This is a genomic window from Nocardia sp. NPDC002869, from assembly GCF_046764065.1.
Taxonomy (GTDB): Bacteria; Actinomycetota; Actinomycetes; order Mycobacteriales; family Mycobacteriaceae; genus Nocardia; species Nocardia rhamnosiphila.
The window spans coordinates 1-25054 of sequence record NZ_JBKOOL010000021.1 but is presented as its reverse complement, the minus strand read 5'-3'; the positions used below and the strand labels follow the sequence as shown (position 1 = coordinate 25054).

The following is a 25054-nucleotide window of genomic DNA, read 5'->3' as shown; positions in this document are numbered from 1 at the left end:
AGGGTGCGCTCGGCGGTCCGTCACGAGCCGCCGGGCAACCAGCGGCGCACGCGGGCGAGCCCCGTCGGCCGGGGCGGCCGGCGTTCCGGGTCGAACCAGCGGGGCAGCGGTTCCCGCGCGGTGAGCCACTGCCGTGGCACCACACCGGCCCGGCCGGAGCCCGTGCCGGTGTGGGCGGCGACGATACCGCCGGTGATGGCGCCGGTGGTGTCGATATCGCCGTCCGCCGCGATACAGGTGGTGATCGCGGCGGGGTAGTCGTCGAGGGTGGTCGCCGCCACCCATATCGTGAACGGCACCGTATTCTGCGCGGTGACCAGCGAGCCGTTGCCGAGTTCGTGCGCGGCCTCCGCCGCGGAGACGCCCAGCATCGACCGGGCCCGGTGGATCAGCCGGGTCGTCTCGCTGTCGGCCAGCCGGTCGAGAACGGCGGTGATGAACTCCGCCGGGGTGGGCCGGACACCGGCCCGCCGCGTGTGGGCGGCCAGGCCGGCGGCGAGCGCCACCGCGACCGCGCCGGCGATACCCTCCGGGTGGGTATGTGTGACCTCGGCCGATCGGGCGGCCTCGGTGACGATCCGTTGCGGATCGCCCGCGAAGCAGGCGCCCAGCGGGGCGACTCGCATGGCCGCCCCGTTGCCGCGAGATCCCTGGTGCTCGAACAACTCTCCGGCCGCGTCCCGCCAGGGTGTACCGGCACCGATCCGGCGCAGTACCCCGACCGTGTTGAACCCGTAGTCGCGGTGCGGCTGGAACCGGCGCGCGAAAGCGGTGGCGAGCCGATCCTGGTCGATCGCACCGTTGCGCAGCAGTTCGGCGACCACGCTGCAGGCCATTTCGGTGTCGCCGGTCCACGCCCAGGGCCGCTCGGTGGGCAGCTCACCCGCGCGGAGGTCGTCGATGGACCGGCGCATGACCGGAAACTGCTGGCCCAGCGCATCTCCCACGGACAGGCCGTCCAGCGAATCGAGCATCGAGTCGATGTGCATCGCGTCGAATGGTAGCCGGATCGGGTACTCGTCCGATCACCACCACAGTGAGCGACCTGGAGGCGGCGTGCACGGCAAGGCGGACGAGAACACCAGCGACGGCGTCCATACGTTCGCCGAGCTGTATCACTATCGGATGTTGTACAACGCGCTCGTATTCAACGAGTGGGCGCGCGGCGGCCGATACGACGTGCACAAGAGCATCCGGCACAGCGACGGTGAACTCTGTTTCGGCGGTGGCTGGTTCGTCGTGTACGCGACCTTGCCGACCGGGCAGATCGCCAACCACTACCGGATGCGGCACTGGGGACTGTTCCGGATCCCGGAACGGCAGGTGCCGGCCGTATGGGACGGGCACAGCGCGCGCGAGGCCGCCGAGCGGATGCTCCGATTCCTGCGGGAACCACCGCCGCCGGAATGCGGCCGGGCGCAGGTGTCCTGATCGGTGCCGCGCGCAGCGCCGCCGGCACATGCCTGACGGCGCTGTATGCCGAGGTGAGGGCCTCGCCGCCGGAGTCGGGGCACTCCCGGACACGGCAGCGCCGGAGCCTTTCCGGGGCGGCAGGGCCACCCTTCCGAAGTCGCCGCGGCGCTCCGGCGCTGTCGGACGAGAGTCCAAGTGCCTCTTTCTCATTGGTTTCTCAGCGTTTCTGAGGCGGTATCCGAGGGTGGGACCAGTACGGTGTCGCGTGCCGGGTCGGCCGGTGGTGTAGTGAGTGAAGGGATGTGGGTGTGGCGCGCAGGGTAATTGTCACAATGGTCGATGATCTGGACGGCGAATCCGTCGCGGCGGAGACGGTGTCGTTCGGAGTCGACGGACTGCTGTACGAAATCGACCTCTCCGAGGAGAATGCGCGGGAATTCCGCGCGGCACTGGACAAATGGGTGCCGTTCGCCCGCAGAGTCGGCAAACAGCGCCGGGCGAAAGGACAGACACCGGACCGTCCGCAATCGGCGAAGGCGGTGCGGGAGTGGGCTCGGCGCAACGGGCACGAGGTGCCCGATCGCGGCCGCATCCCCGGTGTTGTGCTGGAGGCGTATCAGCGCGCCGCCGGCTGACGCCCGGGCGCCACGGTAGGCCGTGGCAGTCCCCGGCCGGCGATCTCAGTTCGCCGGCTCGGGCGGGGCATGGACGGCGATCTCACCGCTGAGCGTACGGCCGCCGCTGAGCCGCAGGCGGTCCCCGCTCCAGAATCGGCCGGGGTCGTACCAGTCGGGGCTGCGGGTATCCGGGAGCAGCCCCATCGCCTGGTAGGTGGCCGCCACGATCTCCGCGCAGTAGGCGTTCTCCACCTCGCGGGCAGCGGGCGGGCGGGAGCGGCGGCGCGGCAGCCGGACCCGGCCGCGGAACCAGCGCCCGGCCAGGGCGGCGGTGGACGGGAACGGGGTGCCGTCGAGTCGCGCCACCGTGCGCAGCACGCCGTCCTCCATCTCCCGGGTCGCGGGCGGTTCGAGCTGGCGCAGCCATGCCTGCTGACCGTAGCGGTTCGCCCAGGTCAGTACCGCGTCGCGCAGATTGTGCAATTGAGCGCCGCGGTGCGCGGTGCCCGACCACATATCGGGGAGCGACCGGCCGAGTTCGGCGTGCCAGATCAGCGCGGGAAGATCGTCGATCACCACCGACATACCCACATGGTTGACCGGACTGTTCGTCGTCATCCGGATCATCCGATCGGCCGTGGAATGTCCACGGAACAACCAGATATCGCCCGTCCTGGTGATCTCGACAGCCCGGTCGAGATCGAGATCCACACCCGCCATGGACGTAGCCTATGCGTTATGAGGTGGTGGAAGGTATTGGGTTTGGCGGGGGCGGCCGGTGTGGTGGCCACCGGTGTGGTGGTGGTGCGCGCCGAACGCCGCCGGCGCGCCTACACTCCGGACGAGGTCCGCGAGCAGTTACATGCCCGGTTCGCGCAGGCGGTGGCCGCCGAGCGGGCGGTCGAGGTCCCGGAACCGGAATCACGCGCCGCCCGGGTCCGCGCCCGGGTGCGCCGGCTCTTCCGCCGCTGACGTCCGGGCGCGGCCACCGTTCAGACGACGGTGGCGGCCCGGGTCTGCGCGTAGGTGATGACCTCCTCCGCGAACTCCGACGCCGTGCGGTCGGCGAAGCAGGTCCGCAGCCGGTGGATCGCCAGGTCGAGCTCGGGCCCTGGCCCGCGGTCGGCGAGCAGGACGACGATCGCCTCCCGCGTGCCGATCCGGTCACCGGGTTGCGCCAGCAGTTCGGTCAGGTAGCGGTCGGGGTCGGCGAGCTGAATCGCCCGGCGCGCGTACGCGTGAACCCGGCGGGGGAGTTCGGCGCGGATGGTGTCGAGATCGGTCTGTAGCGCGTGCCCGCCCGGTTGCTCCGGATCGACCCGCAGCGACCACGGCCGGGTGAGTTCCTCGGGTAGGCCGTGGTCGTCGATCAGATCGGGGCCGGTGGCCTCCTCCAGCGGGATCGGGTCGAGGCCCAGGCGTTCGTTGCGCCAGTTGCCGAATTCCCACCATGCCCGCGGCGTGGCGTCGAGATGCAGGCCGAACCGCAGGACCTGCTGACCGTCGGCCCAGGTCCGCGACACCCGGGTGCGGCCGACGGACGCGACGCCCTCCGGCTCGACCCGCACCCAGGGGGCATCGGTGCCGTGAAAACCGTACGGCTGTAGCAACTTTCCTGTTTCGCGCAGCAGGCGCCGCAGTGCCGGATCCGGTCTGACCATTCCGGCAGACTATCGATTCGCCCCGACACCTCGTCGCACCCGGCTCGCCCGGCGGGGTCGGCACCCATTCGGCCGGACGGTACTCGGGACGCCGAGGCGGCCAGGGTGCCGGTATCAGTCGTAGACGTACTGGCCCAGGCCGAGCAGGTTTCCCTCGCTGTCGCGGAACCAGGTGGCGCGTTCCCCGGACGCGCCGGTCGACGGGTAGTGCCCCCGCACCTCGACGATCTCGCTCTCGAATTCCACTCCGCGTTCCCGCAACTGGGCGACGGCCGAATCGAGATCGGGCACCGTGAACCCCATCTGCGTGTGGTCGCCCGAGGCCCGGCCGGCCGACGCGAAGACCACGAATTCGGTACCGCCGCATCGGTAGCGCAAGCCACCCTCACGTTCTTCGGCGGGCTCGAGTCCGAGCCGTCGCGCGTACCAGCTCCGCGCGCGTCCGAGATCCTGCGCCGGCAACCGGACCGCCGCCCGGGCGTGGTCCAGCGGCCCGGCGGTCGCTCCCGCGCGGCGCTTCTTCTCGGCCCAATAGGTGGGCGTGGTCTGGATCAGCTGCACATAGTTGCCGTCGGGGTCCTCGACCGTGGCGAACCACAGTCCCGCCTCGCGGTACTGCACGCCGGATACCCAGGGGACTTCGAAAGCCTCCAATCGTCGCGCGGCGGCGTGGATATCGGGCACGTGATAGTTGATGATCACCCGTCCCGGTTCGGCGGTGCGCGGGGCGAGATCGTCACGGGTGTCGGTGAGCACACCGACACCACCGAATTCGAGGAAGCCGTCGATATCCGGCGTGACACCCAGCACCTGGGCATACCACGCGCGGAGACTGTCCGGGTCGGTGCTGCCGAGGAGAATGCTCTCGATCGAGGTCGCGCTCATACTGCCCTCCGGGTCACGGGTCACGGGTCACGGGTCACGGGTCACGGGTCACGGGTCACGGGTCACGGGTCACGGGTCACGGGTCACGGGTCACGGGTCACGGGTCACGGCCCGTCACGCGTCGACCGTGACCGAGTGGTGCCGCCGCGTACGCGCTCGACGGACGACTCGCCGGCGCGCCCGGCGCGGTACCGGTCCGTCGGTGGGACCGTTCCGGGCCGCCGGAGGGTCGGCGGGGCCGGAATCGCGCATCCAATGATAGGCGCGCGAAACCGGGCACCGCCGTACGGACGCTCAGGCGGTGGTGGCCCGTTCGAGGTTGCCGATGATGCGTGCCATGACGTCCATCATCTGTGTGAACTCCTGCTCGCTCACGCCGTCCGCCGAGAGGTCGCGGATGCGGCCGACCGAGTCGGCGGCTGTGGCCCGGGCGGTGCGTCCGGCTTCGGTGAGGGTGTACCGCCCGTCGCCGTCCCGGCCGACCCATCCGCGCTCGGTCAGCGTGGCGACCACCTCGCGTGGGTCTTCCTTCTCGACCTCCCAGAACGGGCGGAGCGCGTCGGTCAGTTCCGTGTCGCCGGCCGGGCCGGCGGCGAGGGCGTTGAGGGTCTGCCATTCGCGCCGGGAGAGCCCGGCTTCGGCGACCAGTCGGTCGAAGGCCAGGTCGATCAACTGGTCGAGACGTTTGACCTGGTAGCCGATGAGCCGGTGCTCGCCGGCGGGTGCCGGTTCCACCGGCGAGCGGTCGGCGGAGGGATCGCCGCAGGCGGCGGCCAGCGGGATGAGTAGCGCGGTGGCGGCGCCGAGTAGCAGGGTGCGGACGTTCATCGGACTCCTGTCGGATACATGACTAACTATAAGTAGTTGTCATTTAACATGTACATGTCCGTAATAACATGTCCCGGTGGACGATGTCGAGCGCGTAGAACGAGCGATGGTCGCGATCCGCCGTCGGCAGACCCGGCGAGCGCTCGCGAAGGAGGGAGAACCGGCCGGGCAGTCCTTCGAAGTGCTGGACGTGATCGAAGCGAAGCCGGCCCCCACGGTGTCGGTGGTGGCCGCCGCGCTGGCCGTGGACCAGCCGCGGGCCAGCAAGCTGGTAGCGGCCGCGGTGGCCGAAGACCTCGTCCGCCGGGTCGCCGATCAGGCCGACGGTAGACGTTCGGTACTGGTGCTCACCGAGCGCGGCCGGGAGATCCTCGAGCGGTCCCACGCGCGGCGCCGAGCCGCCTTCGATGCCGCCATGGCCGGGTGGACAGCGGGCGAGCGCAGCGAATTCGCGCGGTTGCTCGATCGTTTCGTGCGGGCGATGCCCTGACACCCCGGCGCGTGGAAACGCCGGGGTGTCAGTGTCATCCGGGATCCGGTTTCGCCCGGTCGCGGTGAGCCGGGTCGGCGCCGCTCCGGAGTCCGCGGGGCCGGGTCAGGTCCGGGCGGCCAGGTGCCCCGCCTGCACACTGTCGCGGAGCCCGCGCCGGAACTTCCGCTGGACCAGGACGGCCGCCGCCCCGGAACCCAGGCACAGGCCGAGCCGGATACCGGGACCGTGCCGGCCGAGCGCGATACCGAACACCGCCATCGCGGGTACGCCGAGGGCGAAGTATCCGATGAGGGTGCTCTGCATACCGGCCTTCGTGTTCCCGATACCGCGCAGCAGGCCGATGCGCAGATTCTGCGAACCCTTGCAGTACTGCTGGACGATGGCGAACCACAGCAGGGTGGAGGCGGCCGCGAGCACCGCGATGTCGTCGCGGTGCGAGCCGAGGAACGGCGCGAGCACGAGATGCGGCCGCCACGGCCCGGGTCGCCAGGGCGTGCGCCACCGGGATATCGGTGATGACCATTCCGCTGGAAAAGGCGAACACCCGGTCGTCCGCGCCCCGCCGGCCCGGGGCCCGGCCCGCCACGATCTCGGGGAGTTCGGCGTCGATGACCAGTTCGCCGTCTGCGCCCCCCGGCCGGGTTCCGGTGACGCCCAGCCGGCCGGTGCTGGTCGCGATCGGGTAGTCCGCGGCACGCAGGGCGCCGCTCTCGACTCCCTTGCTGGCCACCGAGATCAGCAGGCCACCCGGCCGCGGCCATTCGTTGCGTACCTTCGGGTGTGGGCGCGCCCGGAGGCCACCACGATGATGTCGGATTCGGCGATCGCCGCGGGCACATCGTCGACGAGTTCGATACGGTGGATAGTTGACGATACATAGATATGCGCATCAATCTATGTCGAACGGAATCGATCGACGGCTGGTCGGCCGCACGATCGAAGATCTAGGGAACAGAAGGGGCGGAGTTTGTGAGCGCCTGGCTCACGGCGTCCGCCATGCGCGCCCGGAACACCGGGGGAGCGAATGTTTCCGCGTGCGCACGGATCCGGGCCGGATCCAGATCGGTGGTGGACGGGTCGCGCAGGGCGGCAGCGAAACCGTCGATCACCTCCTCGTCGGTTCCGCCCGCGATATGTCCGCCGGTGTGCCCGGGGATCACGGTGTCCAGGGCGCCACCTGCCCCGACCGCCAGGACGGGCGCCCCGCAGGCCATCGCCTCCACCGGCACGATTCCGAAATCCTCCACCCCGGGCATGAGCAGGGCCCGGCAGCTGCGGTACATATCGGCCAGGACGGCGTCCGGGGCGGCGCCCAGGAAGGTGGTCTCCGGACCGGCGATCGCCTCGAGCCGGCGGCGGTACCGGCCGTCGCCGACCACCACCAGGCGCAAGCCGGCCCGCTGGGCGGCACGAATGGCCAGGTCGGGACGTTTGTAGGGGACCAGGCGGCCGGCGAACAGCAGAAAATCCTCACGCGGTACCGCCGGATTCGCGGCGAAGCGGTCCAGGTGCACCGGGGGATAGACGACTGTGGCGGGCAGCCCCCACCAGTCCCGGACCCGGTCGGCCACCGCGCGGGAATTGGCTACCACGGCCGCCAGCCGGGGCGCCGCGGCGGTTTCGGTGCGCCGGGCCAGCACGCCGAGCGCGGCGAGCGCGGCGCGCCCCGCGGGTCCGTCGGCTTCCCGGGCCCGGAACGCGGGATCCCATGCCCAGCGCGCGGGGCTGTGTACGTAGGCGATAACGGGTGCGTCGGTGGCGAAGACCGCCTGGGTTGCGAAGGCATGATGGCTGACCACCACCGCGTCGTACTCCGCGCGCAGGGGGAGCCGGCGCAGCGCGCGCGGGACCAGCGGCAGCAGTGGTGCGTGGGAACGTTTACCGGTGAGCGCGTAGAGGCGGGACAGCCGGGTTCCGGAGACGGTGTCCCACGGTGGATGCGCGATCGCCGGGGCGGCGGCGGGATCGACGATCGGGGCGAACACGCGGGCGCCGGGCCAGGTCCGGCACAGTTCACCGACGACCGCTTCCGATCCGCCGTATTCGGTGAATCGTTCGTGCACGATCGCCAGCCGGGGGCCGCCCGGCCGATCGGTCGCCGTAGGCCGTTCGCTGGAGTCGGAGTGGGTGGCCGGGCCGGGAGCGGCAGCGTTCGCGGTCACCGGGCGACCTCGGTGAGCAGCCGGCGGGGTGCCGCGTGGGCGCGTAGCGCGGGGGCCACCGGGCGGCCTTCGAGCAGGCCGGTGACCGTGCCCTGGTCGAGGGCCCGCCGGTAGACCGCGGCGGCGTGGCGGCACGCCTCGATCGTGTGGTCGATATCGCGGTCGGTATGCGCGGCGGAGGTGACGAACGATTGCCCGAGTACGCCATGTCGCAGCAGTTCCTGGAGGAAGAGTGTGCGGAACTCCTGGGACGGGTGGCCATCCGGATCGAGTGTCCGGAACAGCAGGCACGACGGGCGTCCGGCGAGACACAACCGGTCGCCGATACCCAGTCCGGCGGTGATCTCCTCGATCCCCGCCCGCAGTCGCCGGCCGGCGGCCTCCATCCGGCCCACCGGGTCGGTGGTGGCGTAGGCGTGGACGACGGCCCGGAAGGCGGCCAGTCCACCGGTTTCCGGGCCGTGGGTCGTCGACAGCAGGAACACCCGGTCCGCGTCGGTCCGCAAACCGCCCAGTTCGAGGTATTCCCGGCGCCCGGCGAGGGCGGCGATCGGGAAACCGTTACCCATCGCCTTGCCCCAGCACGACAGATCCGGCACCACGCCGTACACCTGCTGCGCCCCGCCGGCTGCCCACCGGAACCCGGTGATCATCTCGTCGAACACCAGCAGCGTTCCGTAACGGTCGCAGAGCTCTCGCACGCCGAGCAGATAGCCGGGCGGCGGTTCCTGCAGCGCGGTCGCGGCTTCCATGACCACGCAGGCGATCTCGCGCCCGGCCAGCACCTGTTCCAGGGCGGGCAGGTCGCCGTAGGGGAAGGAGACGGTCGGCTGGGGTGGAATCCCGGCCGACATGGCGGTGGTCCCGATGAACCAGTCGTCCACGGAGAAGAAGGGCTGCGCGCAGACGGCGACGGTGATCCGGTCGGTCACCGCGCGCGCCAGCCGCACCGCGGCGGTGGTGGCATCGGAGCCGTTCTTGGCGAACTTCACCATGTCCGCGCCGGGGACCAGCGCCAGGAAATCCTCGGCGGCGGCCAGTTCGGTGACCGTGGGCCGGGAGAAGCTGACGCCGTCGGCGACGGCGGCGGTCACCGCGTCGACGACCGGGCGGTAGCCGTGCCCGAGCGTCACCGAGCGCAGGCCCATCCCGTACTCCACGAATTCGTTGCCGTCGCAATCGGTGACCCGGCAGCCCTGTCCGCGCACCAGTACCGGCGCCATATGCTCGGGGTACTGGTCGGCGCCGCGGGCATAGGTGTGCGCGCCGCCGGGCACCAGGTCGTGCAGCCGCGCCTGGACGCCGGCGCTGCGGCCGAAATCGGTGATCACACTCGCTCCTTCGCGGCTCAGCAGCCGGATTCGGTGAAGGCCTTGAGGTATCCGGCGGTCTGCCGCACATACATCCAGGCCTGGAACACGGGGTCGGTACGGCTCGGGCTGGCGATCATGGTGAGTTCACCGTCGAAGCAGCGGCCGACGATATAGCGGGCCCGGGAGACGTGCGGGGTGAAGGTGACGACGATGATGTGCCGCCAGCCGCCCGCTTCCGCCCGGCGGCGGATCTCCTGGGCTTCCCCGCGGGTGGTCCACGGGTGGGGTTCGAAACAGGTGACCCGGAACGGGTATCCGTTACGGCAGTATCGGTCCATCCGCGGATCGTCGAGTCCGGTGGACGCGGCGATCAGCAACTCCGGCGCCCACTGTTGCCGGGCCAGTTCGAGTCCGACATCGAATCGTTCGTACGGGGTCCCGCCGAGTACCACGATGGCGTCGGCGTGGCGGAGCGGGTCCACCTGCGGCCGGACGAACACCGGCCATCCGGCGACCGCCGCCAGCGTCGCCAGGACGAGGAGAGCGACCGGCACCCGCCACCGCCGGCGGCGGGTGCCCGGGATAGGTGCGGTCATCTCAGCGCACCGGGCGGTCGCGGCCCAGCGGGGCGGTGCGCAGGGCGCCGTCGGGGGAGACCACGAGGCGCCAGTACCCGCCCTCCGGATCCCGCAGGACGACACCGGCGTCGGCGTGGTCGGACAACCACGCCCCACTGGCCAGTACCGAGGCCAGGCCCGCACCGTCGGGGGCGACGGCACGCAGGATCTCCTCCGCGCCCTCGGCGCGGGCGGTGACCGGACCGGTGAACGTCGGCCGGTGGGTCTGGCCGCGGCCCAGGACCTGCCAGTTGCTGGGGAACACCCGCGGGCCGATCTCGGTGCCCGCGCCGGAGATCAGATTCACCGCGATACCCTCCGGGCACCCGGCCTCGGCGATCCGCAGTTCGGCCGGGCTGCCGCCGGGGTCGGCGTCGAAGGCGATATTCGCCAGATACGGCTGCCGGCAATAGATCAGGTCGATATCGCACGAACGTGCCGCGACCTTGCAGTTCACCATGCCGAACTGGGACGGGCCGCCCTTGCCCGCGGCGCCGACCTGCACCGCGATATCGGCGCCCTCGAACCACACATTGGTGAGCCACCAGTTGTTGGCGGCGCCGTCGACGAACAGGTGGCGGTCGGTGGTCGCCGGGTCGTTGTCGGAGACGAATTCGACATTGGTGAGCGACAATCCGGCGTTGTGGTCGTTGCCGGTGCCGAGCACCCCGATGCGATTACCGGAGAACTTCGAGGAGGTGACGTAGTTCTGGATACAGGAGGTGGCCAGGCCGACACCGAAATTGTTGATATCGCAGTCGATGAACGAGGTGCCGCCGGTGTTCGCCTCCAGCACCACACCCGTCTGCGCGGCGTAGCGGGGATAGTTGTCGGCGAGATGGTTGCCGCGGATGAGGACGGTATCGAAACTGCAGCGGAAGCATTCGGTGAGCCGGACCGCGGTGGCCTGCGGCCCGGACAGATAGAACCCCATGCGCGCGAACCGGACCCGCTGTTTACCCTCCAGATCGACCAGAGTGGTGTCCTGGTCGCAGAACACCGTGGTCACATCGGCGCCGTCGCCGTAGACGACGGAATGGTCGGGCAGGTCGGGCCACGCGGTGACCCGGTACTCGCCGGCGGGGAGATACACCACCGGTGGGGCGCCGTCGGTGCGGCACGCGGCGGCCAGCGCCTCGGTATCGTCGGCTTGCCCGTCGCCGACCGCCCCGAACGCGCGGATATCGCGCACGGTCGGCGAGGCGGTGCCGGTCGCCAGCACGATGGGCGCGGGCGGGCCCGACGCGACCAACGGGACTGTGACGGCGCCGATTCCGGCGGCGCCCAGGCTCGCCGCGAGCAGATCGCGCCGCTGGATCCGCCGCTTTCCGTCGTCGCGGCGCGCTCGATGTTCGCTCACGAGCGCCGCCACCAGGTCCGGCGGGGCGCCACCGCGACCACCCCGGAGACGGTGGCACCGGCCGCGGTCAGCGCGGTGAGCGCCGACTCGATCCGGTCGCGCCGGCCGCGACCGAGCCGCACCACCGCGACGGTGCCCGCCGCCTTGGCCGCGACGGCCGGGGCGTCGGCGGCGGCGACATCGACGATCACGCGGTCGAAGCGTTCGGCGACCTCGCCGAGAATCGTCTGGAAGCGCGCGGAGGCCAGCAGATCCGGTGTCCGTTCGTCGGGGCTGCCCAGGGCCAGCACGACCACCGATCGCTGCGGCCAGGCGACGAACGTCTCATCGAGATGGACATCCTCACGCAGGACGGCGGCCAGCCCGTCCGCCGCCCGGGCGCCGGTCTCGGTGGGGACCGCCGGCGCGGGCGCCGGGAGCTCGTCGAGCGCCGCGGCCGGCTTGCCCCGCAGATCGAGTTTCACCGTCGGCGGGTCGAAGATCTCCCCGCGGATCGCCGCGGAGGTGCGGCCGGACGCAGCGGTCACCAGCTCGCGGGCCTGCTTCCCGTCCCGGACCGGCCAGTCGCCGGTCGTCGCGGGCGACTGGAGTGCGGATTCGGGCAGCAGGGCCGAGACACCGTGACCGGTCGTGTTCGCATCGATCACCAGGACCTGTGCGCCGGTGGCGCCGAGTACCGAGGCCGAGCCGAGGACGAGGGCGGGTTCGGGCTTCGCGTCCAGTGCCGTGAAGATCAGCGGTTTCCCCTCGGGCAGGCGGGCGCGCAGCGCCCGCAGCTCGCCCGGCTCCCGGTGGGTGCCCGGCGCGACCGTGCCCAGCACCGGCTGTCCCAGCGCCGCGAGTTCCGCGCTGTCGCGGACCCGGGTGTTCAGCCGATCCAGCAGGTAGGCCAGGCCCGCGCCGAGCAGCAGGCCGGCGAGTGCGCCGACCGCGTACAGCCGGGACCCGCCCGGGCCACTCGCCTCGACGGGCGCCTGCGCCGCGTCGACGACCGCGACGCGCGCGGCGGGGGCGGCCGTGACCTCGATGGTCTCCAGTTCGTCGACCAGCGCGCGGAACTGGGCGACCACCTGGTCGGTGAGCACCCGGCTGGTCTCGGGATCCTCGTCGGTCACCGAAACCCGCAGCAGCGAGGTGGCCGGCGGGGTGTCGGCGGTGATCGCGGCGGCCAGTTCGTCACGGTCCAGGTTCAGCCCGAGCTGACCGATGACCCGGTCCACCACATGGTCGCTGGTGACGAGCTCGAGATAGGACCGCACTCGCTGCTGGGCGGCCAGCCCGCCCTGATAAGAATCGGCCACCGAGGTACCGGTGGCCATCGATACGTAGAGGGTGCTGGTGGCCGTATAGGTGGTCGGCGTCGATTGGACCTGATACGCCGCCAGGCCCACACCCAGCGCCACACCCGCCAGCAGCATCGCCCAGTAGCGGCGCAGCAGGCGCAGGTAGTCGGGCAGTTCCATCATTGTCTTCCTTCACTTCCCACGCTTGCGCCGACCGGTACCGCGACGGGTCCGGCCGGTGGTTGTCCATCGGGTGCACCGGGCGGCCCCGGCGGTCCGTGTATGCGCCGCCACTGGCCCACGGCCAGCCGGACCAGCCAGGCCAGCACCACGACCTGCAGATATTTTCCGAGAGTTTCGGCGCTGCCGAGCATGCCGCGTTCGAAGACGACCGGTACCTCGATCAGCGCGACACCGAACAGCACCGGCACCGGATGCCGCGCGTACAGCGACCGCGCCCAGCCCACCAGGACCACCGCGGTGAACGCGACTCCGGCGACGACCCCCGGCAGGCCGCCGATCACATAGCCTTCGCTGATATTGCCCTCCGCCAGCGATACCGACACCTGGCTCATATCCACCGAGGCGCCGCGTACCTCGCTCGCCCAGGCGGTTCCGGCGTGCAGCTTCTCCTCGGCCAGCAGTTGCGCCGGCACCATACTGCGCGCCAGATGCCCGACCACCTCGCCGGGGCCCAACCAGGAGTTCGGCCCCACGTAGTAGGCGTCGGTGGCGGCTTCGAGCAGGTCGAACCGGCGCAGCAGACTCAGGAATGGGCGCACGCTCTCGGGGTAGGCCCCGTCCACGGCCGCCGCTTCGGCGCGCAGATACGGTGAGGTCTTCAGCGACTGCAGCCAGTCGAAGCCGACGATACCGGTCACCGAGACCGCCCCGATTCCGAGCACTTTGTCCCGGGTCCAGCCGGTGAGCGCGAAACGCACCGCGACCGCCAGCGCGGCCCCCAGGATCGGCGTTTTCGATTCCGTGGCCATGGTCCACCACAGTTCGCCGGCCATCAGCACGCCCAGCACCGCGATGGTGCCGGACTGCCGAGGCGGCCGGGCGAAGACGATCAGTCCGATCGCGCCCAGGATGGCGGGCATGGTGAGCAGGCTCAGCACCGGTGAGGCGCTCTGCACATCGCCGGCCTGCCCGGCGGCGCCGGTGGCCACGCTGAGCAGCCGGGCGAAGGTGCCCAGGACGTAGAGCACCCACAGGGTGGCGATCAGATCCGGATCCCCGGCCAGCGGCGCCCGCCCCGGCCGTGGCCGGCTCCGGGTCCACAGCGCGAAAACCAGCACGATCAGCGCGTAGACGGTGAGACCGAACGCCACCGGACGCAACGCGGCCTCGATCCCCACGTCGTATCCGATCTCGGCCAGCCGCGGGTCGGCGACATTGTCACCGAAATGCGGATCGGGTCGGACGGTCAGCAGCACCACCGGGCGTGCGACATAGGACATCGCCCAGTACACCGCCTGCGCGATCAGCAGCACCCGCAGGACGCCGTGGGTGAGCAGGGCGGCGCACACCATGGTCGCCAGCGCCGCGACGACGACCAGCAGCGGCCCGTTCGAGGTGATCAGGTCCGGGATCACCATCGGCACCGTCGCGCGGTCGGCGGTTCAGTCCAGCGCACGCAGGATCTCCTTCGCCCGGTCGGTATAGGTGTGACCGCCCTCGACGATCCGACGGTATCCGGCCTCGGCGGTCTTGGCCGCCTGATCCGGGTACAGCGCGCAGCGTTCCAGGATCTCGTCGAGCTCGTCGCGGCTGGAGAACAGGAAGGCCTCGGTGCCGTCGTCGAGCAGTTCGGCGTGTTCGTCGGTGCGTTCACCGACGAACAACCCGCCCGACGCCGGTACCTCGAAGGTGCGGCAGGTGTGGGTATCGCGGTTGGCGGAGTTGAGCAGCACCAGGTTCGCCGTCACCGATGCCACCGCGATCGCGAAATCCTCTCCGTACACCGGTCCCGCGACCGCGGCGCGGGTGGTCTGCAACTGGCGTACCCGGCGCCAGCCCGGCCCGCGCACCAGCAGCTGGGACCCGTAGGTGCGGGCCAGGGAGACCATGCCGGGCCGCCGGTCCGGGCGGCAGGCGCCGATGAAACCGACCAGGAACTGCCGGGTTCCGCGCCGGGCCGCGGGGTGATGCCAGGCCGGATCGTAGGCGCTGCGCACGAACAGGGTCCGGGAGACGCCGCGGCCGGTGAGTTCGGGGAGGTTGTGGCGTTTGGTGGTGACCACCATGTCCCATTCGGACTCGTGCGCGAGATAGTCCGCGGTGGTGTTGGCCGGATTCGAGACATCGTCGGGGCTGTAGTGCACGTGGTGCGCGGCCGGGATCTCCAGCAGCCGGGACTGGTCGAGATACACCGATTTGAAACCGAACACCAGGTCCGGATGCAGTTCGGCGGCGGCCCGCTCCAGCCGGGTGTGCACCCGGTCCACCGTCCACGGCGCCCGGCGTTCACCGGTTTTCGCGTACAGCCACGACGGCGTCAGCCGCGGCGGCAGGGTCACCGGTGTGGAGTCGACCACGATCACCTCGTGGCCGAGCCGGCGGAACCCCTCGGCGAGCGAGCGGGCGTTGCTGCCCAGCCAGTCGTCGCCGACGAACAGAATCCTCATCGCGTCCCTCTCCTCTGCGCACCGGCGGGCTGCGCAGCGCCCGCGGTGCGTTCCCGCACGATCAGTGCGCGCATCCGCGCGAGATACCAGATCGCCACCGCGAATTCCGCGGCCACGATCCCGGCCGCCAGCGTCCATACCGAATGGGTGCGCAGGGTGAGCAGCAGCGCGCAACCCGCCACGACGGTGCCGGTGGCCGAACCGATCAGCACTCCGACGGTGTCCTGCCGGACCGGCAGGACCGCGGTGGTGACGAACGAGGTGACGGTGGTGGCCGGCAGGATCAGCGCCTCGAGCCGCAGTACACCGGCCGCGCCGCCGAACTCGTCGCCGAACACCAGCCCGATGACCAGCGGCGCCGCCACCCACAGCGCCGCGGTCGCGACGCAGGCCGCCGCCACACAGACGCCGAGCGCGCGCAGCGCGTCCGGCCAGAACCGTTCCTCACCATTCCGTTTGGCCATCCGCGGCAGCAGCGCGAAACCGATCGGGTCCAGCAGCGACTGCACCGCCCGCACCAACCGGTCCGCGGCGGAGTACAGCCCGAGCGACGCCGCGTTCAGCACCGCGCCGTAGACGGCGGCCGCGCCCTGCCCGTAGCTGGTGGTCAGCAGCCGTCCCGTCACCACGGGCAGTGCCGCGCGGATCAGTTTCCACGCCCCGCGCGGACGACCGGGCGGACCGAACGCACGCCAGGTGTCCCACCAGGTCAGGGCGAGGCTGATCACCGAGGAGGCGAGCAGGCACAGCATGGCCATCGCGGCGGTCGGGAACCGGGGCAGCAGGGTCAGCAGCGCGACGAGATAACCCACGCGGGCGACCGATTGGTAGAGCGTGGACGCACCGAAGCGGCCCTGGCCGATCAGCACCCAGTCCTCCGACATCGACCAGAAGCCGCCGACGAACAACCCCAGCAGCACCATGCCCAGGTAGTCCGGTGCGCCCGCGGACACCGCCGTCACCAGCGCCGCCGCGAGCACGCCGAGGATGCCGCCGCGGATCGCCAGGTAGGTGCCGCGGGTGTGGTTCACGACCTCCCGGTCGGTACCCGACTCCTGGATGCGCGCGGCCAGATAGGAGGTGATACCCAGGTCGACGATCAGCGAGCCGAGGAAGTACGCCGACATCCCGATGGCCAGCAGCCCCATCCCGGAGGTGCCGAGCAGTCGCGCGATCAGCGGCAGGGTCGCTACCGTGACCAGGTACTGGCCGTATTTGCCGAAGCTGACGTAGGCGATATCGCGCAGGACCGTCGCCAGTTCCCGCAGTCGCGCCGCCCTGGTCCGCGGCTCCGTCTCCGCCGGCGGGATCGTCGTGATCAGCGGGAGTTTCTCGGTCGGCCAGTCGGCGAAGGCCGGGATGATCTCGGTCGGCAGGTCGTAGTCGGGAACGCGCAGGCCGTCCATCGCCACCGGATAGTGTCGGTGGACGATACGGATCGGAATGGTGTGCGGGTCGGCAGGGTTCATCGGGCGCGTACCGCCCGTCGGCCGGTGACCTGTTCCAGTAACCCGGTGACCGCTCGGGCGGTCGCGGCGATCCCGAACTCGGCGCTGCGTTCCTGTGCTGCCGCACCCAGCCGGGTGCGCAGGGCCGGGTCGGCGATGAGCCGGTCCAACGCGGCCGCGAGCGCGGCGGGGTCGCCCGGTGGGGTCAGCAGACCGTCGACCTCGGACCGCAGGATTTCGGCCGGACCGCCCGCGTCCGCCGCCACGACCGCACACCCGGCGGCCATGGCCTCCACCACCACTTGTCCGAAGGGTTCGGCGAGCACCGAACAGTGCACCGCGATATCGGCCCGGGCGAAGTAGGGTCCCGGATCGTCGACGTGACCGGTGAATTCGACCGGCAGTCCGAGTGCGGCGGCCGTGTGTTCCAGTTGCGTGCGGTAGTCCTGTTCGCCGAAGAACGTGCCGCCCACCAGTTGGACGACGGCCGGTCGGTGGCGCAGCAGGGGGAGGGCGCGCAGCAGGACGTCCTGCCCCTTCCACGGGGTGAGGCGGCCGACCATCGCGATCCGTACCGCGTCCGGTTCGCGCGGGGCCGCCCGGTGCGGGGCCGCGAGGGGCTCGACGCCCGGATAGGCGATCACCGCGACCCGGCCCCGGGTGTAGAGGGTGCGCAGGGTGGACCGGCTGTTGGCGACGATGCCGCGCGCGACCGTCCAGCCCAGCACCCGCAGCGCGAACGCCAGGCCGCGGCCGAAATATTCGCCGCTGACCCGGTCGTGGACCTGCCAGACCAGCGGCACTCCGGCGCGTCGGGCGGCCACGGCACCCATCAGCAGGGCCTTGGTGCTCTGGGCGACCACCACATCGGCGCCCTCGGCCCGGACGATCGTCCCGAGGCGGGCGCCGAGCCGTATCAGGCCGCCCGCCCCGGTGAGCAATCGCAGCGGTCCGGAGCCGTCGACGGTCAGCGAGCGGCTGTCGAACGCGTTGCCGCACACGGTGACCGGTATCCGGTGGGCGCGGAACCGGTCGACCAGCGGCCCGGGGGCGGTGAGCAGCATCGACGCGTCCACCGTGCCGCCCGCGCGCAACGCGGTCAGCAGCCGCAGGGTCGCGAGTTCGGCACCGGAGGGCTCGGCGGTATGGGAGAGGAATACGGCGCGGATCATCCGGTCAGCTCCCGGTAGAGAGCGATATGCCGGTCGGCGGCAGCCGACCACGAGAAGGTTTCGGCATGCGCCCGGCAGCGGCCGGGGCCGGGGACCGCGCCGTCGAGCGCGGCGGCCAGCCGGGCGGCCAGCGCGCCGACCTCGCCCGGGGCGACGATCAGCGACGGGTCCAGGCCGCGGACCGAATCCGGCAGGCCGCCGCACGCGGTGACGACCGGCGCGCGGCCCGCCGCCAGCGATTCCAGCGCGATGAGCCCGAAACCCTCCAGCGCCACCGACGGCACCACGGTGACCGTGGCCCGCCCGTACCAGCCGGTGAGTTCGGCGTCGGTGACCCGGCCGGTGAAGGTGACGCTCGACCCCAGATCGCGCGCCTGTTCCCGCAGCGACGCCTCGGCCGTACCGGTGCCGACCAGTACCAGCCGGGCCTCCGGGTGGGCGGCCCGCACCGCGGGCCAGGCCCGCAGCAGCACATCGATACCCATCCGGTGTTCCAGCCGGCGCACGCAGAGCACCAGTGGCGCGGCGTCGCCGGGCAGCGGAGCGGGGCGGAACCGGTCCAGGTCGACACCCGGCGCGATCACCGCCACCCGGTCCGGTCGCACCCGGTAGTCGTGCACCAGCAGGTCCCGGAAGTGCTCGGACAGGACGACGAACCGGTCGGCCGGGCGGGCGCGCAACCGTTCCAAGGCGTATTTGGCGCCGGCGGCCAGCGCACTGCCGCCGGCCGCCCGGCTCTCCGCCGCCCACGGCCCGTGGAAATGCACCACCAGATGCCGGGTGCGGGCATCGGGCGGTCCGTACAGCGCGAAATGCCGGTCCAGTACGGTCGCCCGGCCGGACGCGGCGGGCCGGTCGTCCCGGAATGCGGTGCGGGCGCGACGCCATGTAGAGCCCCCGACCGGTCCCCACGACCGCCCGCCCGCCGGTGCGTCACCGAACGCGGCGGCCGAGACCTCGACCTCGGGCCGGTCGGCCAGCGCCGCGAAGAGATCGGTGAAGTAGCGGTTCAGCCCGCCCGCCGCGGTCCCGAACCACTCCGATCCGGTCATATGAACCCGCGGCACCGCGGCCGGCGCGCTCATCGGCGCGACCCGATCCGGGCCCGGGCGAACTGTCCCGCCCGCACCCGCAACCGTTCCAGTGCCGTCCGCGCCAGCCGCAGATCGCCGAGGGTCACATCCAGCGGCGAGACCAGCGGCGGGCAGTCCCGGGCCAGGCGGTGGTGGAACCGCAGGGTTTCGCTGAGTTTGCTCACCGTCGAGGTGCGCGCGCAGAGATTGAACGACGAGGCCCGCCAGGCCGCGGCCACCTCGGTCAGGCCGAAGAACAGCCCGAACTGCCCGACCCGCGCGAACAGGTCGACATCCATCGGGAACACCAGGTCCCCGCGTAATCCGCCGACCCGGTCGAAGTGTGCGCGCCGGAACATCGCGGCGGCGGTGGGACCGAATTCGGCGGGCCCGCGGCGCACAATGGTGCGGGCCAGTGCCCGGGAGGTGCGGACCCCGTCCAGACCCGGCAGGCCCAGCCCGGTCTCCACCAGCTCGCCCTGTTCGTCGATCACCTGGAATCGGCTCGAGCTGATGGCGAATGCCGGATCGGCCATCACCTCGAGCTGCGCCGCGAGCGAACCGGGCAGCAGGATATCGTCGGCGCACACCACTTTCACCAGCTCCCCGGTGGACAGCGCGATGGCGCGATTCCAGTTGTCGCCGATGGCCAGCGTGGTGGCGTTGCGTTCCACCCGGATCCGCGGATCGTGGAAGGACGCGGCGATCTCGCCGGTGGCGTCGGTGCTCGCGTTGTCGAGCACCACCAGTTCGAAGTCGACGTCCTGACTCAGAATCGAACGCAGCGTCTGTTCGAGTGTCCGCGCGGCCTCGTAGGCCGGGACACAGATCGACACGCTGACCACTGGTGATCCTTTCGATGGAATGGAAGGGGATACGCCGGGGATGACGGCGTATCCGAGGCAACGGTTTTCTGCCCGTGGATCGGTTGGCCCGATCGCCGGAACGTGTGGTTTCGCGGAACCGTCCGGGGTGTGAAGGAGCAGTGGTTCGCACGCCCGCGGGCTGGGGGTACTACCGGATGGGCCGCTCCCACGCCGGGTCGGCCGGATCGTCGATGAACCAGCGTCCGGCCAATTCGGGGAACCGCTCGGAGACCTCGGGGAGCAGGTCGGGCACCGTCAGCAGCACCCGATCCGGCCGGGCGGCGACGAGGTCGGCCGGGGCGATGATCGGCACATCCGTCCCCGGCATCCGCCGGCCCTGCTTGGCCGGTGCCGCATCGGCGACCCCCGCCAGCAGTTCCCGCCGCACCCCCGCCCGGCAGAACAACGCCACCGCGCGCGAGGCCGCTCCGTAGGCGTACACGCGCTCGCCGCGCGCCGCCGCGGATTCCAGGGTGGCGCGCAGGCTCTCGGTGTGCCGGTCGGCCGCTCGTTGCAGACCGCGCAGTACATCCGGGTCGGCCGTGCCGGCCTCTCTGTCCAGGATCCGCCGCACCGCCGCACCGGGTTCGGCGGTGCCGTGCACCGCCGCCAGCAGCACCGTGCCCCCGTACAGGTCGAAATCCCATGCATCCACCACCGACATTCCGGCGCCGTGCAGCAGCGCACGCAGTGCGGGCAGGGAGTAGTACGCGAAATGGCCGTGCCGCAGCGCGTTCCACTGGTCCTGCGTCACGATCGTGTGCAGCGGGTGGTACTGCAGCAGCAGCACCCCGGCGGGCGCGGTGGCCGCCGCCCGGCCGGCCACGGCCGCCGCCTGATCCCGCTCGTGCATGAGACCGAACGAATCCAGCACCACATCGGCGGCCCCGTCGGAGACGGCGAACCCGTGCTCGGCCAGCAACTCCAGCCAGCTGCCCCCGTGCGGGCTGGTGAACTCGCGCACGGTCCGGCCCCGCAGCAGACCCGCGCCGGCGACCCGCCGCACCGCGTCGGCGGCCTGTTCGCGCAGTGCGCGCGGCTCCACGCCGCGCGGTTCGGCGGTGACGGTGTCGTCGTGCGCCAGTTGCGCCAGCCCGCAGCCACGGCAGACCACCATCGCCAGCGGGTGGGCGGCCTCGTCCGGCCGCGGGGTGGTGTCGGCCGGCGGAAAGTGATCCGCCGCCGGCATCGCCCCGAGATCCAGTACCGTCACCAGCTCCGCGCCGCGGCAGGCCCGGCAGCCCGGTGGGTCGGCCGGGGGCGGTTCGAGCAGGGCCGCGCGGCCGCCGCGCGCCGTATCGGATCCGCTCATGGCACCATCACCCGGTGCGAATCGAACAGGCGGACCTCGCCGATGTGCTGATCCTGGTGCCCGAACCCTTCCGCGACGCCCGCGGCCTGTTCACCCGCACCTTCGATACCGAGATCTTCGACGCCCACCTCGGTCCCGGCGCGTCCGCGGCGTTCGTGCAGGATTCGCAGTCGCGGTCGGCGCGCGGGGTGGTGCGCGGTATGCACGGACGCGGCGGGCGCGGTGAGGCCAAACTGGTGCGCTGCGCGCAGGGCGCGGTGCACGACATCCTCGTCGATATCCGGCCCGATTCGCCCACCTTCGGTCGTAGCCAGGCGTTCCTGCTCGACGACGCGGAGTTCCGGCATCTCTACGTGCCGGCGGGGTTCCTGCACGGTTTCCAGGCGCTCACCGACACCGCGGACGTGTGCTACCGCATCGACCGACCCCACGATCCGGCCGAGGACCTCGCCGTCGCCTACGACGATCCCGATCTCGCACTGACCTGGCCGCAGGAGGTCACCCTGGTCTCCGCCCGCGACCGAGCCGCGGGCAGCTGGCGGGAACTGCTCACCACACACCTCACACACCGGTCCTGACCCGCCGCAGCGTCTCGTCCACCGCGCCCGACTCACCCAGTTGCCGCAGCCGCGCCAGGCGTACGAACCGGCCCGAGAAATCGGCGGCGGTCAGTCCGCCGGCGGTGTACTCGGCGTAGAGCTGCGCGGCCCCCTCGGGGATGGTCCAGCGCGCCTCGAACCCCAGCTCCCGGCGCGCGGCGCCGAAATCGACCCGGTAGGACCGCGGATCGGCCCCCGACTCCCCGGTGATCAGTACCTCGGCGCCGGGCACCACCTCCGCGACCGCCTGCGCGATCTCGGCGACCGTGCGGTTGTTGGTCTCGGTGCCGATGTTGTAGGCCCGGGCGTGAATCGCCGCGACCGGCGCCTCCAGGCAGACCGCGAACGCTTCGGCGATATCCGCGGCGTGCACCAGCGGCCGCCACGGCGTGCCGTCGGAGAGCACTTTCACCACGCCGTCGAGTACGGCGTGGCCGACCAGATTGTTGAGCACGATATCGGCGCGCAGCCGCGGTGAGAAGCCGAACGCCGTCGCATTGCGCAGGAACACCGGTGCGAAACGGTCGTCCGCCATCGCCACCAGGTCGTCTTCCACCCGCACCTTGCTCTCGGCGTAGGGGGTGAGCGGGCGCAGCGGTGCGCTCTCGTCGACCAGTCCGTCGCCGGCCGCGCCGTAGACCGAGCAGGTGGAGGCGTACAGGAAGCGGCGCACCCCGGCCTCTTTGGCCAGTCGGGCCAGCCGCACCGACGCGTGATGGTTGATGTCGTGGGTGATCTCGGGGATCAGGGAGCCCAGCGGATCGTTGGACAGTGCCGCGAGGTGCACGACGGCGTCGAACCCCTCGAGCTGCTCGATCGTCACATCCCGTAGGTCCACGGCCAGCCGGGGCGGGTCCTGGGGTGCGGGACCCAGGACGCAGTCGGCGAACCAGCCGGCGTCCAGTCCGATCACCTCGTGCCCCCGGGCCCGCAGCACCGGGACCATGACGGTACCGAGATAACCCTGATGACCGGTGACGAGAACGCGCACTCCTACACACCTCCCAGATCGAGGACGGCTTTGGTCAGTTCGAAACCCTCCGCGTACTCGCTGTGGCACTGCACGCCACGGATCCGCGCCAGACCGAGAAACGCGGCCTCGTCGAACCAGTCGCGGTGTGCTTGCGAGGGATAGCATTCGGCCAGCAGCCGGGCCTTCTCCGCGGCGATCTCCGGTGCCACCGGATGCAGGACGACCGGCCGGGGCGTATCGGTCTCCCATTTGAGGATTTCGTAGCCGAGTACCAGATGATCACGGAACTCCGTGGTCACCAGTTCGGCCAGCAGACGGTGGTCTTGATGGGCGTCGCCACGCTGCGGGGCGAAGACGAGCTCCGGGTCGGTGTCGCGCCGGAACTCGGCGAGCGCGCTCTTGACCCGGTCCCAGTGCGCCGGAGCCCGCCCGTCCGGCACGTCGAGGACCGTCAGGTCCAGCTCGGCGTCCGCGCAGAAACGTTCGAGGGCGGCGCTCTCTTCCGACGCGCGGGCGGTACCGCTGCCGGACAGGACGAGCGCCCGCACGCGTAGTCCCGGATTCCCGCGGGTCAGGGTCAGCAGGGTGGCGCCCATTCCGATGGCGATATCGTCGCAGTGCGCGCCGAGCAGCGCGATCTCACCGAGTCGCGCGGGAGCGAGAGTGATCACGAAGCGGCCCGCTCCCAGACCATCCACGGGCGGTCGCCCCGGTGATATCCGGCGTCGAGTTCGGCGCGTTCCTTGAACGTATCGGCCGGTTTCCAGAAGCCGTCGTGCCGGTAACCGTAGAGCCGGCCGAGCGCGGCCAGCGCCCCGCAGCTGTCCTCCACCAGGTCCCCGCCTTCCGGCAGATGATCGAAGATCTCCTGGGTGAGTACGAAATAGCCGCCGTTCTCCCAGATCGGGAGCTTGCCGACCGCGGTGATCTGCTTGACCTCGCCACTGGGCAGCACATCCACGCAGTGGAACGACGACTGCGGCGGCACGATCATCATCGATGCGGCGGCGCCGGATGCGGTGAACCGGTCGATCATCAGATCCAGCGGGGCATCGGTGAGCACATCGGAGTAGTTGGCCAGGAACATATCGTCGCCCTCGAGGTAGGGGCGCACCCGGCGCAACCTTTCCCCGATGGCCGATTCCAGGCCGGTATCGACGAAGGTGATCGTCCAGTCGGCGATATCGGAGTGCAGTAATTCGACCCGGCCGTCGCGGATGACGAAATCGTTGGACATCGTCTCCTGATAGGTCAGGAAGAAATTCTTGATGTGGTGGGCGCCGTAGCCCAGGCAGAGAATGAATTCGGTATGCCCGAAATGCGCGTAATAGCGCATGACGTGCCAGATCAGCGGCCGTGGGCCCACCATCTGCATCGGTTTGGGCGGGCTGTCGTTCTCCCCGCTGCGCATCCGCATTCCGTACCCACCGCAGAACAACACGACCTTCATCGCGCGGCGACCTCCGCCGGGCTCGGGGCGACCACCCGGACGGTGGGCAGCGGGAACACCAGCTGTCCACCCCATTCCCCGATATGGCGCAGCTGCGCGGTGAGTTCGGTTTCCAGATTCCACGGCAGCACCAGCACGAAATCGGGGCGGTCGGTGTCGATCCGCTCCGGGGGATGGATCGGTATGCGGGTGCCCGGGGTGTAGCGGCCGTGCTTGTAGGGATTGCGGTCCACCGTGTACTCGAGCAGGTCGGGGCGGATACCGCAGTAGTTGAGCAGGGTGTTGCCCTTACCGGGCGCGCCGTAGCCGACCACTCGCCGCCCGGCCGCCTTCTGGTCGAGCAGGAAGCGCAGCAGATCCTGGCGTACCCGTTCGGCCTGTTCGCGCAGGGACCGATAGCCCTCGACCGCGTGCAGGCCGGAATCCGCCTCGATCGCCAGCAGTTCGGCCACCCGCGGCGAGGGTTCGGCCACCGCCTCGGGACGCGCCCAGATGCGCAGCGATCCGCCGTGGGTCGGCAGTGTTTCCACATCCGCGACCGCCAGCCCGGCCGTGGCCAGCGCCCGCTGCGCCGAGGCGAGGGTGTAGTACTGGAAGTGCTCATGGTAGATCGTGTCGAACTGGCCGTGCCGCACGAGGTTCAGCGCATGGTGGACCTCGATCGAGACCCAGCCGTCCTCGGCGACCAGCATGCGCAGCGCGCGGGTGAAACCGCGCAGGTCGGGGATGTGGGCGTACACATTGTTCGCGACCACCAGGTTCGCGGCACCGTATTCGGCGCGAACCCGGCGGGCCGAGTCCTCGGTCAGGAACTCGGTCAGCGTCGGCACGCCGGCCGTCCGCGCGGCCGCGCCGACGTTCGCCGAGGGCTCGATGCCCAGGCAGGGAATACCCGCCGC

The 25054-nt window shown here is 71.0% G+C and carries 27 protein-coding genes; 5 read left to right on the top strand and 22 right to left on the bottom strand.

The genetic code is table 11. From position 1 onward, the window contains the following. Positions 1 to 20: 20 nt before the first annotated feature. Complete coding sequence (locus ACLML9_RS06465; protein ID WP_411944618.1) at positions 21 to 989, bottom strand: ADP-ribosylglycohydrolase family protein; 969 nt, start codon at positions 987 to 989, stop codon at positions 21 to 23. A 67-nt stretch (positions 990 to 1056) separates the two neighbouring features. Between ACLML9_RS06465 and ACLML9_RS06460 the strand changes: the two genes are divergently transcribed. Both ACLML9_RS06460 and ACLML9_RS06455 read left to right on the top strand, forming a co-directional pair. Beyond that, entirely contained in the window at positions 1057 to 1431 is a 375-nt protein-coding gene (locus tag ACLML9_RS06460; RefSeq protein ID WP_411944617.1) for a hypothetical protein, read from the top strand. Positions 1432 to 1721: 290 nt separating this feature from the next. Further along, entirely contained in the window at positions 1722 to 2048 is a 327-nt protein-coding gene (locus ACLML9_RS06455) for a histone-like nucleoid-structuring protein Lsr2 (RefSeq protein ID WP_030525115.1), read from the top strand. A 45-nt stretch (positions 2049 to 2093) separates the two neighbouring features. Here the strand turns inward: ACLML9_RS06455 and ACLML9_RS06450 are convergent, their stop codons facing one another. Next, positions 2094 to 2750 (bottom strand): hypothetical protein, encoded by a 657-nt coding sequence (locus tag ACLML9_RS06450; RefSeq protein WP_030525116.1) that lies wholly within the window; start codon positions 2748 to 2750, stop codon positions 2094 to 2096. Between the two features lie 18 nt (positions 2751 to 2768). Here ACLML9_RS06450 and ACLML9_RS06445 point away from each other — a divergent pair, with 18 nt between their 5' ends. Then, entirely contained in the window at positions 2769 to 3002 is a 234-nt protein-coding gene (locus ACLML9_RS06445) for a hypothetical protein (protein ID WP_411944616.1), read from the top strand. Between the two features lie 20 nt (positions 3003 to 3022). Here ACLML9_RS06445 and ACLML9_RS06440 read toward each other — a convergent pair whose 3' ends face one another. The 3 genes from ACLML9_RS06440 to ACLML9_RS06430 all read right to left on the bottom strand — a co-directional run bounded on the left by ACLML9_RS06440 (position 3023) and on the right by ACLML9_RS06430 (position 5404). After that, the gene (locus ACLML9_RS06440) at positions 3023 to 3691 is read right to left on the bottom strand and encodes a hypothetical protein (RefSeq protein ID WP_411944615.1); all 669 of its coding nucleotides are present in this window, start codon (positions 3689 to 3691) and stop codon (positions 3023 to 3025) included. A gap of 114 nt (positions 3692 to 3805) precedes the next feature. Next, positions 3806 to 4576: a VOC family protein gene (locus ACLML9_RS06435; protein ID WP_265807776.1), complete on the bottom strand. Its 771-nt coding sequence runs from the start codon at positions 4574 to 4576 to the stop codon at positions 3806 to 3808. Between the two features lie 294 nt (positions 4577 to 4870). Next, positions 4871 to 5404, bottom strand: coding sequence for a winged helix DNA-binding protein (locus tag ACLML9_RS06430; RefSeq protein WP_411944614.1), 534 nt, complete (start codon positions 5402 to 5404; stop codon positions 4871 to 4873). Positions 5405 to 5480: 76 nt separating this feature from the next. On the opposite strand from ACLML9_RS06430, the gene ACLML9_RS06425 reads away from it, so the two are divergent. Next, entirely contained in the window at positions 5481 to 5894 is a 414-nt protein-coding gene (locus ACLML9_RS06425; RefSeq protein ID WP_411944613.1) for a MarR family winged helix-turn-helix transcriptional regulator, read from the top strand. A gap of 105 nt (positions 5895 to 5999) precedes the next feature. Here ACLML9_RS06425 and ACLML9_RS06420 read toward each other — a convergent pair whose 3' ends face one another. From ACLML9_RS06420 to ACLML9_RS06360, 13 genes are all read right to left on the bottom strand, one after another. Further along, the gene (locus ACLML9_RS06420) at positions 6000 to 6356 is read right to left on the bottom strand and encodes a hypothetical protein (protein WP_411944612.1); all 357 of its coding nucleotides are present in this window, start codon (positions 6354 to 6356) and stop codon (positions 6000 to 6002) included. Between the two features lie 485 nt (positions 6357 to 6841). Then, complete coding sequence (locus ACLML9_RS06415; RefSeq protein WP_411944641.1) at positions 6842 to 7969, bottom strand: glycosyltransferase; 1128 nt, start codon at positions 7967 to 7969, stop codon at positions 6842 to 6844. Positions 7970 to 8055: 86 nt separating this feature from the next. Then, positions 8056 to 9387, bottom strand: coding sequence for a glutamate-1-semialdehyde 2,1-aminomutase (locus ACLML9_RS06410; protein WP_411944640.1), 1332 nt, complete (start codon positions 9385 to 9387; stop codon positions 8056 to 8058). Between the two features lie 20 nt (positions 9388 to 9407). Then, positions 9408 to 9968 (bottom strand): YdcF family protein, encoded by a 561-nt coding sequence (locus ACLML9_RS06405; RefSeq protein WP_411944611.1) that lies wholly within the window; start codon positions 9966 to 9968, stop codon positions 9408 to 9410. A 1-nt stretch (position 9969) separates the two neighbouring features. Further along, a complete protein-coding gene (locus ACLML9_RS06400) occupies positions 9970 to 11349 on the bottom strand; it encodes a glycosyl hydrolase family 28-related protein (protein WP_411944610.1) in 1380 nt (459 codons plus the stop codon). Then, entirely contained in the window at positions 11346 to 12815 is a 1470-nt protein-coding gene (locus ACLML9_RS06395; protein WP_411944609.1) for a hypothetical protein, read from the bottom strand. Before ACLML9_RS06395 ends, ACLML9_RS06400 begins: the two co-directional genes overlap by 4 nt. Further along, positions 12812 to 14233, bottom strand: a complete 1422-nt coding sequence (locus tag ACLML9_RS06390; protein WP_411944608.1) for a hypothetical protein — start codon at positions 14231 to 14233, stop codon at positions 12812 to 12814. Before ACLML9_RS06390 ends, ACLML9_RS06395 begins: the two co-directional genes overlap by 4 nt. A 24-nt stretch (positions 14234 to 14257) precedes the next feature. Then, positions 14258 to 15262 (bottom strand): glycosyltransferase, encoded by a 1005-nt coding sequence (locus tag ACLML9_RS06385; protein WP_411944607.1) that lies wholly within the window; start codon positions 15260 to 15262, stop codon positions 14258 to 14260. Next, a complete protein-coding gene (locus ACLML9_RS06380; protein ID WP_411944606.1) occupies positions 15259 to 16731 on the bottom strand; it encodes a lipopolysaccharide biosynthesis protein in 1473 nt (490 codons plus the stop codon). The genes ACLML9_RS06385 and ACLML9_RS06380 overlap by 4 nt, the downstream gene beginning before the upstream one ends. Then, a complete protein-coding gene (locus ACLML9_RS06375; RefSeq protein WP_411944605.1) occupies positions 16728 to 17882 on the bottom strand; it encodes a glycosyltransferase family 4 protein in 1155 nt (384 codons plus the stop codon). The genes ACLML9_RS06380 and ACLML9_RS06375 overlap by 4 nt, the downstream gene beginning before the upstream one ends. Further along, entirely contained in the window at positions 17879 to 18934 is a 1056-nt protein-coding gene (locus ACLML9_RS06370) for a glycosyltransferase family 4 protein (RefSeq protein WP_411944639.1), read from the bottom strand. Before ACLML9_RS06370 ends, ACLML9_RS06375 begins: the two co-directional genes overlap by 4 nt. A 29-nt stretch (positions 18935 to 18963) precedes the next feature. Further along, positions 18964 to 19800, bottom strand: a complete 837-nt coding sequence (locus ACLML9_RS06365) for a glycosyltransferase family 2 protein (RefSeq protein ID WP_411944604.1) — start codon at positions 19798 to 19800, stop codon at positions 18964 to 18966. Between the two features lie 169 nt (positions 19801 to 19969). Then, positions 19970 to 21133: a class I SAM-dependent methyltransferase gene (locus ACLML9_RS06360; protein WP_411944603.1), complete on the bottom strand. Its 1164-nt coding sequence runs from the start codon at positions 21131 to 21133 to the stop codon at positions 19970 to 19972. Between the two features lie 14 nt (positions 21134 to 21147). Between ACLML9_RS06360 and rfbC the strand changes: the two genes are divergently transcribed. After that, on the top strand, positions 21148 to 21711 hold the full coding sequence (gene rfbC / locus ACLML9_RS06355; RefSeq protein WP_411944602.1) for a dTDP-4-dehydrorhamnose 3,5-epimerase: 564 nt from the start codon (positions 21148 to 21150) through the stop codon (positions 21709 to 21711). On the opposite strand, the gene ACLML9_RS06350 is transcribed toward rfbC, so the two are convergent. The 4 genes from ACLML9_RS06350 to ACLML9_RS06335 all read right to left on the bottom strand — a co-directional run. Then, positions 21695 to 22723, bottom strand: coding sequence for an NAD-dependent epimerase/dehydratase family protein (locus ACLML9_RS06350; protein ID WP_411944601.1), 1029 nt, complete (start codon positions 22721 to 22723; stop codon positions 21695 to 21697). The genes rfbC and ACLML9_RS06350 overlap by 17 nt on opposite strands. A gap of 2 nt (positions 22724 to 22725) precedes the next feature. Beyond that, a complete protein-coding gene (locus ACLML9_RS06345) occupies positions 22726 to 23376 on the bottom strand; it encodes a PIG-L deacetylase family protein (RefSeq protein WP_411944600.1) in 651 nt (216 codons plus the stop codon). Beyond that, positions 23373 to 24155, bottom strand: a complete 783-nt coding sequence (locus ACLML9_RS06340) for a glucose-1-phosphate cytidylyltransferase (RefSeq protein ID WP_030525143.1) — start codon at positions 24153 to 24155, stop codon at positions 23373 to 23375. Before ACLML9_RS06340 ends, ACLML9_RS06345 begins: the two co-directional genes overlap by 4 nt. Then, positions 24152 to 25054, bottom strand: a 903-nt coding sequence (locus ACLML9_RS06335; RefSeq protein WP_411944599.1) for a methyltransferase domain-containing protein, incomplete at its 5' end; no start/stop codon positions are given. The genes ACLML9_RS06340 and ACLML9_RS06335, both read right to left, overlap by 4 nt.

What these genes read in the sequence shown, in the direction of transcription:
- ACLML9_RS06395 (WP_411944609.1), bottom strand. Translation starts at nt 12,815, where the DNA reads ATGATGGAACTGCCCGACTACCTGCGCCTGCTGCGCCGCTACTGGGCG.
- ACLML9_RS06370 (WP_411944639.1), bottom strand. Translation starts at nt 18,934, where the DNA reads ATGACCGGATCGGAGTGGTTCGGGACCGCGGCGGGCGGGCTGAACCGC.
- ACLML9_RS06385 (WP_411944607.1), bottom strand. Translation starts at nt 15,262, where the DNA reads ATGAGGATTCTGTTCGTCGGCGACGACTGGCTGGGCAGCAACGCCCGC.
- ACLML9_RS06340 (WP_030525143.1), bottom strand. Translation starts at nt 24,155, where the DNA reads ATGAAGGTCGTGTTGTTCTGCGGTGGGTACGGAATGCGGATGCGCAGC.
- ACLML9_RS06440 (WP_411944615.1), bottom strand. Translation starts at nt 3,691, where the DNA reads ATGGTCAGACCGGATCCGGCACTGCGGCGCCTGCTGCGCGAAACAGGA.
- ACLML9_RS06430 (WP_411944614.1), bottom strand. Translation starts at nt 5,404, where the DNA reads ATGAACGTCCGCACCCTGCTACTCGGCGCCGCCACCGCGCTACTCATC.
- ACLML9_RS06380 (WP_411944606.1), bottom strand. Translation starts at nt 16,731, where the DNA reads ATGAACCCTGCCGACCCGCACACCATTCCGATCCGTATCGTCCACCGA.
- ACLML9_RS06445 (WP_411944616.1), top strand. Translation starts at nt 2,769, where the DNA reads ATGAGGTGGTGGAAGGTATTGGGTTTGGCGGGGGCGGCCGGTGTGGTG.
- ACLML9_RS06375 (WP_411944605.1), bottom strand. Translation starts at nt 17,882, where the DNA reads ATGATCCGCGCCGTATTCCTCTCCCATACCGCCGAGCCCTCCGGTGCC.
- ACLML9_RS06390 (WP_411944608.1), bottom strand. Translation starts at nt 14,233, where the DNA reads ATGGTGATCCCGGACCTGATCACCTCGAACGGGCCGCTGCTGGTCGTC.
- ACLML9_RS06435 (WP_265807776.1), bottom strand. Translation starts at nt 4,576, where the DNA reads ATGAGCGCGACCTCGATCGAGAGCATTCTCCTCGGCAGCACCGACCCG.
- ACLML9_RS06405 (WP_411944611.1), bottom strand. Translation starts at nt 9,968, where the DNA reads ATGACCGCACCTATCCCGGGCACCCGCCGCCGGCGGTGGCGGGTGCCG.
- ACLML9_RS06465 (WP_411944618.1), bottom strand. Translation starts at nt 989, where the DNA reads ATGCACATCGACTCGATGCTCGATTCGCTGGACGGCCTGTCCGTGGGA.
- ACLML9_RS06360 (WP_411944603.1), bottom strand. Translation starts at nt 21,133, where the DNA reads ATGAGCGGATCCGATACGGCGCGCGGCGGCCGCGCGGCCCTGCTCGAA.
- ACLML9_RS06450 (WP_030525116.1), bottom strand. Translation starts at nt 2,750, where the DNA reads ATGGCGGGTGTGGATCTCGATCTCGACCGGGCTGTCGAGATCACCAGG.